Genomic DNA, 6,724 nt, shown 5'->3' with positions numbered 1-6,724 from the left:
CCATGCGCGCCCTCGGCGCCGAGGTGATCGAACATGGCCGCGACTTCGACGAAGCGCGCGCCGAAGCCGCGCGCCTGGCCGCACGCGACGGCCTGCACTGGGTACCGTCACTGCACGAGGATCTGGTGCGCGGCGTGGCCACCTACGCGCTGGAGCTGCTGGAAGCGCTGCCGAACCTGCGCCGGGTCTATGTGCCCATCGGCCTCGGCTCGGGCATCTGCGGCATGATCCGCACCCGCGACCTGCTCGGCCTCGACACCGAGATAATCGGCGTGGTCGCCAGCGGTGCCGACGCCTACGCGCAGAGTTTCGAGCAGGGCCGCCTGGTGCAGACCGAGCGCGCCGACACCCTGGCCGACGGCATGGCCTGCCGCCAGCCGCAGCAGCTGGCGCTGGACATGATCCGCGCCGGCGCCGCGCGCATCGTGCGGGTCGACGACGAGGCCATCCGCGCCGCGATCCGCGTCTACCACGAGGACACCCACAACCTCGCCGAAGGCGCCGGTGCCGCCGCCCTGGCCGCCTTGATGCAGGAGCGCGAATGCAACGCCGGCCAGCGCGTGGCGGTGGTGCTCAGCGGTGCCAATATCGACCGCCTGGCGCTGGCCGAGCTGCTGCGCGACGAGGTCGCAGCCGCCTGATCAGCGAAACGGCGGCTCGTCGAAGCTGCGCAGCTTACGCGAGTGCAGCGAGTCGAGCTGGCTGCGCATCAGCTCCAGCGCGGCGATGCCGATGCGCAGGTGCTGGGTCACGGCGCGCTCGTAGAAGGCGCCGGCCGCGCCAGGCAGCTTGATCTCGCTGTGCAGCGGCTTGTCCGACACGCACAGCAGCGTGCCGTAGGGCACCCGCAGGCGGTAACCCTGCGCCGCGATGGTGCCGCTTTCCATATCCACGGCGACGGCTCTGGACAGGTTGATCAGCGGCCGCTCCTGGGCCCAGCGCAGCTCCCAATTGCGGTCGTCGTAGGTCAGCACGGTGCCGGTGCGCAGGCGTTTCTTCAGCTCGTCGCCCTGCTCGCCGGTGACCAGCTTGGCCGCCTCCTGCAGCGCCTGCTGCACCTCGGCCAGCGCCGGCAGCGGGATATGCGGCGGCAGCACGCGGTCGAGGATGCCGTCGCGGCGCATATAGGCGTGGGCCAGCACGTAGTCGCCGATGGTCTGCGACTGACGCAGGCCGCCGCAGTGGCCGATCATCAGCCAGCAGTGCGGACGCAGCACGGCCAGGTGGTCGGTGATGTTCTTGGCGTTGGACGGGCCGACGCCGATATTGACCAGGGTGATGCCGTGGCCGTCATCGGCCTGCAGGTGATAGGCCGGCATCTGGTAGCGGTGCCAGATCACGTTCTCGATGATCGCCTGCATCTCGCCTTCGGCCATGCCGCGCTCGACCACCACGTTGCCCGGCAGCACCAGGCGGGTGAAGCGCGAGTCGCCCACCAGCATGTCCAGACCATGGCGGATGAACTGGTCGACGTAGCGGTGGTAGTTGGTCAGCAGAATCCACGGCTGCACGTGGCGCCAGTCGCTGCCGGTGTAGTGCACCAGGCGGCGCAGGGAGAAATCCACCCGGGCCGCGTCGAACAGCGCCAGCGGCAGCGGGTCGGTGTTCTCCCAGTCGTACAGGCCGTCGGCGGTGCCGTCGGTGGCGGCGGACAGGTCGGTGCTGGGGAACACCCGCGCCAGCTCGGCGGCGGTCACCCCGCTGCCGGCCAGCTCGTCGCCCTGCTCCACCACGTAGGGATAGGGAATGTTCTGCTGGCTCATGCCGACTTCCACGCGCAGGGTGAAATCGTGCATCAGCGGCCGCAGCTGCTCCAGCAGGTATTTGCGAAAGGCCGCCGGCTGGGTCACGGTGACGCTGTAGGTACCCGGCACCTGCACCTTGGCGTAGGCGCGCACGGTGGTCGGCACCTCGCCCTGGCACAGGTAGGTCAGGCGCAGCTCGGGATAGCGGAACAGACAATGCTCGCCGGCGTCGGGCTTGATGCGCTCCTTGAGGTAGCGTTTCAGCGCCCGGCTGAGGGCGCCGGTGGCCTGCTGGTGGAGGGCGGCGAGGCGGTCGACCGCCTCTTCCGGGGTAAAGGCAACGACGAATTCATCGGCACAGGGTTTCACGGCGCACCTTCCTGGTTGATCGAACGCCCCTATCTTGCCTGTTCCGGCGGCGCCAGGCATAGCGCTCAGCTCAGCAGGCGAGCAAGATCCTCCGGCAAGGGCTGCGGCGTCAGCGGCCCGACCCGGCGCGTACCGGGATTGCCCAGCGGGTAGAGGCCCAGCAGCGACCCCAGGCTGCCCGGCAGACGCAGCAGCTGCGCGACCAGCTCGGCCCAATCGCGCCGGCGCCAGGCCCACAGCAGCATCAGCCAGTGGCTCAGGCCGTGCTGGAGAAAACTCGGCTGGCCGAGGATATGGGCACGCTCCAGATGGCGCAGCTCACCCTCGGCATCGCCCAAGCGGCGTAGATGGCGGGCCAGTTGCAGTTCGTGGTGGAAGGCTTGGCGACGGTTCATGGCGGTGCTCCAGAGTAGGCGACCGGGACAGTCTGCAAGCCTGGGGCGGCCCCGCGGTCAAGCGGCTAGGCTTAGCCGCATAGCGCCTGCCCGAGGGTCGCCCCATGCCACGCCTGCTCAGCCTGCTCCTGCTGCCCCTGCTCGCTCCCGTCCTGCTCGCCGGCGAGCTGGACGGCCACTACCACGCCAACCTCGACGGCCAGCCGGCCGAACTGATCCTGAACAGCCAGGGCCAGACGGTGGAAGGGCAGTATGTGGAAAACCAGCGTCTGCGCCTGAACCTCAAGGGTCATTACGACGGCCAGTTACTGCGCGCCGAAATCAGCGACCCGCAGTCCGGGCTGGTGATCGCCAATATGAACGCCACCTACGCCAACGCCATGCTCAACGTCAGCATCGCCGCGCGCGACCCGCGCAACGGCCAGGTGCTGGAGCGCCAGGCGCTGTTCCAGCGTGGCGCGCCGGCCAGCGAGCCAGTCGCGGCGCAACGCCTGGACCCGGCGCTGATCGGCACCTGGATCCACGAGCAGCAGATCAACAGCGGCGGCGCCAGCTTCGCCGCCTTCGCCACCCTGCTGACCCTGCAGCTGGGCGCCGATGGCAGCGTCGCACAATGGAGCCTGGCGGCCGGCGGCGGCAGCGACTGGAGTTTCAACAGCCCGGGCGAACTGCAGTACCGCGGCCGCTGGCGCAGCGACAACGGCGTGCTGCTGGTGCGCCTGGACGGCGCCGCCGACTACCAGCCCGCCGCTTACTATCGCTTCAGCGACCCGTACCTGGTCACCGAGAGCAATACCGGCAAGATGATCTGGCAACGCCGCCAGTAGCGCTGCGAGTCAGGCGGCCTGATGCAGACGCACGTTGAACAGCGGGCCCTGGCTGAAACGCGCCAGCGCCTTGGCCGCGGCCAGCACGCCCAGATCGATCAGCGGCTCGATCAGGATCACGCTCATGTAGGCCAGGCCGAAGCTGCCCACCGCCGCCAGGTTGTCGCCGGCGAAGCCCTGACCGTAGAAGGCCCAGAACGCCACCCAGGCGACGATGCCGCCCTGGTAGGCGGTCGACAGCGCCAGCGCCTGCTGGTAGGAGAGATCCACGTAGGCGGTGCCCGGCGCGACGATGCGCTTGGCCAGCAGCTGGATGCCCCACAGCGGCAGCAGCAGGGTGGTGACGTTCATGCCGTACTGCGGCAGGTCGAACTGGGCGAACAGCAGCCCTTGCAACAGCAGGCCGACGGCCAGACCGATGGCCGCGGCGCCGGCGCCGAACAGCAGCAGCAGGGTCGAGCCGAGGATCAGGTGGACCTCCGAGACGCCTACCGGATGACGCGGCAAGACCTCGAAGAAGCAGAACACCAGGGCGGTGGTCAACAGGCTGCGCAGCGCCAGGGCGACCACCCCGCCGTTGTCGCGGATGGCATCGCGGGCCAGTTTGGCGGTCAGGCCGAGGCCGGTGACGGCAGTGGCGTAGCTGAGCAGGATCTTGGCGCCTTCGACGACGCCGGGTTCGATATGCATAAGGGTTCCTTGGTCGCGCCCACCGCGCGACAATCCGGATGGAGGGGATGGGCGCAAGCGCCCGACGGCGATGGCAGGTCTCCTGGCTCGCGGCTCGACACTTCGCCCGCCTTCCCGGCCTGTGGGCCAGTGGCATATGGGCGTCGTTCGCCGCTTACAGTTGCGGGGGCAGCCAGGGCATTGGCGACGCGGCGCCGCACCCTGTTCCCTTTTCATCCGACCCTGGGGCCGGAACCATCGGCGGCCACCTTACCCGGCCGCACGCACAAAAGACAGCGCCCGCTCTCAACCGCGCCCGCACCAGGCTCCTCGGCGAGATTCGGAACCCGCCGGAGCCGGGCCTGTCACTGATCTGTCGCTCGCGGCGCGACGGCTGAGGGGCATCCTCGGCAGGAGCGCCTCACTGGCTGAGCAGATGCGGTGCTGGAGGCGCTCGCTTCCCCGCCAGTGCGGCAACCGTCACGTTGCGCGCGGGCATGTGTAACCATTTATTACAAGGCAATCGTAGTGTTCCTGCACCCGCGCCGACTGCAGATCACGCGAGCCCGCAGATCCATCATCCGGTAACGAGAGCGCATATGCAGAAACCCCTGATCGTCGCGTTGACAGCCCTGTTCGCAACCGGCGCCATGGCTGCCGAGCAGCAACCGCACTGGAACTACCAGGGCAAGGAGGGCCCCGCACACTGGTCCCAGCTGGCCCCAGGCTACGAAACCTGCGCGATTGGCCATGCCCAATCGCCGATCGACATCCGCGATGCCACGCGAGCCTCCCTGCCGCGCATCATGTTCGACTACCAGGCCAGCCCAGCGGAGGTAGTGAACAACGGCCACACCGTCCAGGTGAACCTGGCCAATGCCGGCGGCGTCGAGATCGACGGCGAGCCCTACCGCCTGGTGCAGTTCCATTTCCACACGCCAAGCGAGGAGCACATCGCCGGGCGGGCATTCCCGATGGTCGCGCACTTCGTCCACCAAGCCGCCGATGGCCGCCTGGCGGTGGTGGCAGTGCTGTTCAGGGAAGGCGAGCAGAATCAGGCTCTGAGTCAGGTGTTCGATGCCATGCCGACCAGGGCGGGCGAGAACGTCGAGCTGGCCGGCAGCTTCGCCCCGCAAACCCTACTGCCGCCGCAGCAGGGCTACTATGCCTTCGCCGGCTCGCTGACCACCCCGCCGTGCAGCGAGAACGTGCAATGGCGCGTACTGAAGCAGCCGGTCGAGCTGTCCCAGGCGCAACTGGCACAGTTCCGCCACCTGTACTCGATGAACGCGCGGCCGATCCAGCCACTCAATGGCCGAGAAGTGCTGGAGAGCGACCACTAAAGCCCCCTGCCTCTGATGCGCCGGCTGGATGGCCGGCGCGTTCCCCCCTTCCCTCAGCCCAGCTGCGGCATGCTGCGCGCCAGCAGTGCTTCGACATCGATGCCGCGCGGCAGGGTGCCGTAGACCCGGCCGCGGCCTTCCAGACGGCTGGCGATAAAGGCGCCGGACACCGTGGCGTTGCCGGCCTCCAGCAGCAGCTTGGCCTGCAGGCCGACGGCCACGTCCTCGGTGAGCTGGCGGGCGCGGTACTGGATATCGGCGGTATCCGCAAAATCGGCCTTCAAGCGCTGGATATGCGCCTTCAGACGGGCATCGCCGTGGCCATCGCCCAGTTCGGCGAACAACGCGTCGAGCACGCCCGGCTCCTTGGACAGTGCACGCAGCACGTCCAAACATTGCACGTTGCCCGAGCCTTCCCAGATCGAGTTGACCGGCGCTTCGCGGTACAGGCGCGGCAGGATGGTTTCCTCGACGTAGCCGGCGCCGCCCATGCACTCGCTGGCCTCGTAGATCATTTCCGGCGCGCGTTTGCAGATCCAGTACTTGCCCACGGCGGTGACCAGGCGGGCGAACTTGTCTTCCTGCTCGTCATGCAGGTGATCCAGCGCGCGGCCCATGCGCATGGACAACGCCAGCGCCGCCTCGCTCTCCAGCGCCAGGTCGGCCAGCACGTTCTGCATCAGCGGCTGGTCGGCCAGCAGCTTGCCGCCCACTTGACGGTGCGCGCAGTGGTGCGCGGCCTGGGTCAGCGCCTGGCGCATCAGGCTGCTGGAGCCGACCATGCAGTCGAAGCGGGTCATCGCCACCATCTCGATGATGGTCGGCACGCCGCGCCCCTCCTCGCCGAGCATCCAGGCGAAGGCGACGCGGTATTCCACCTCGCTGGAGGCGTTGGCCCAGTTGCCCAGCTTGTTCTTCAGGCGCTGGATGTAGAACTGGTTGCGCGTGCCATCCGGACGGTGGCGCGGCAGCAGGAAGCAGGACAGGCCCTTGTCGGTCTGCGCCAGGGTGAGGAAGGCGTCGCACATCGGCGCCGAGCAGAACCACTTGTGCCCGACCAGCTCGTAGGCCTGCCCCGGCCCGCCGATGCCGACCGGATAGGCGCGAGTGGTGTTGGCGCGCACGTCGGTGCCGCCCTGTTTCTCGGTCATGGCCATGCCGATGGTGACGCCGCTCTTCTGCTCCATCGGCAGGTTGCGCGGGTCGTACTGGCTGGAGAGGATCTTCGGCAACCACTGCTCGGCCACGTTCGGCTGCAGGCGGATGGCCGGCACGGCGGCGAAGGTCATGGTCAACGGGCAGCCGCTGGCGGCCTCGGCCTGGCTGTGCAGGTAGGTCAGCCCGGCGCGGGCGACATGGGCGCCGGCGCGCGGGTC

7 protein-coding genes and 1 riboswitch are annotated in these 6,724 nt (G+C 68.6%); of the genes, 3 read left to right on the top strand and 4 right to left on the bottom strand.

Annotation, left to right across the window (positions count from 1 at the left end; translation table 11 throughout):
* On the top strand, positions 1–641 hold a 641-nt coding region (locus N878_RS09940; protein ID WP_021443514.1), incomplete at its 5' end, for a threonine dehydratase.
* Here the strand turns inward: N878_RS09940 and amn are convergent.
* Positions 642–2,114: an AMP nucleosidase gene (gene amn, locus N878_RS09935; protein WP_021443513.1), complete on the bottom strand. Its 1,473-nt coding sequence runs from the start codon at positions 2,112–2,114 to the stop codon at positions 642–644. It lies immediately after the preceding gene.
* A 65-nt stretch (positions 2,115–2,179) separates the two neighbouring features.
* Positions 2,180–2,509, bottom strand: coding sequence for a DUF3703 domain-containing protein (locus N878_RS09930; protein WP_021443512.1), 330 nt, complete (start codon positions 2,507–2,509; stop codon positions 2,180–2,182).
* A gap of 104 nt (positions 2,510–2,613) precedes the next feature.
* Here N878_RS09930 and N878_RS09925 point away from each other — a divergent pair, with 104 nt between their 5' ends.
* On the top strand, positions 2,614–3,336 hold the full coding sequence (locus tag N878_RS09925) for a hypothetical protein (RefSeq protein WP_021443511.1): 723 nt from the start codon (positions 2,614–2,616) through the stop codon (positions 3,334–3,336).
* Positions 3,337–3,345: 9 nt separating this feature from the next.
* Here the strand turns inward: N878_RS09925 and N878_RS09920 are convergent, their stop codons facing one another.
* Positions 3,346–4,026, bottom strand: a complete 681-nt coding sequence (locus tag N878_RS09920; protein WP_021443510.1) for an energy-coupling factor ABC transporter permease — start codon at positions 4,024–4,026, stop codon at positions 3,346–3,348.
* A 54-nt stretch (positions 4,027–4,080) separates the two neighbouring features.
* Positions 4,081–4,280: riboswitch (cobalamin riboswitch) on the bottom strand.
* Positions 4,281–4,604: 324 nt separating this feature from the next.
* On the opposite strand from N878_RS09920, the gene N878_RS09915 reads away from it, so the two are divergent.
* The gene (locus N878_RS09915; RefSeq protein WP_021443509.1) at positions 4,605–5,348 is read left to right on the top strand and encodes a carbonic anhydrase; all 744 of its coding nucleotides are present in this window, start codon (positions 4,605–4,607) and stop codon (positions 5,346–5,348) included.
* Positions 5,349–5,401: 53 nt separating this feature from the next.
* Here the strand turns inward: N878_RS09915 and N878_RS09910 are convergent.
* Positions 5,402–6,724 (bottom strand): acyl-CoA dehydrogenase family protein (locus N878_RS09910; RefSeq protein ID WP_021443508.1); only part of this gene is annotated, 1,323 nt, incomplete at its 5' end.

It is taken from the genome of Pseudomonas sp. EGD-AK9, assembly GCF_000465935.2.
Classification (GTDB): Bacteria; Pseudomonadota; Gammaproteobacteria; order Pseudomonadales; family Pseudomonadaceae; genus Aquipseudomonas.
This window is presented reverse-complemented; position numbering and strand designations above follow the sequence as displayed.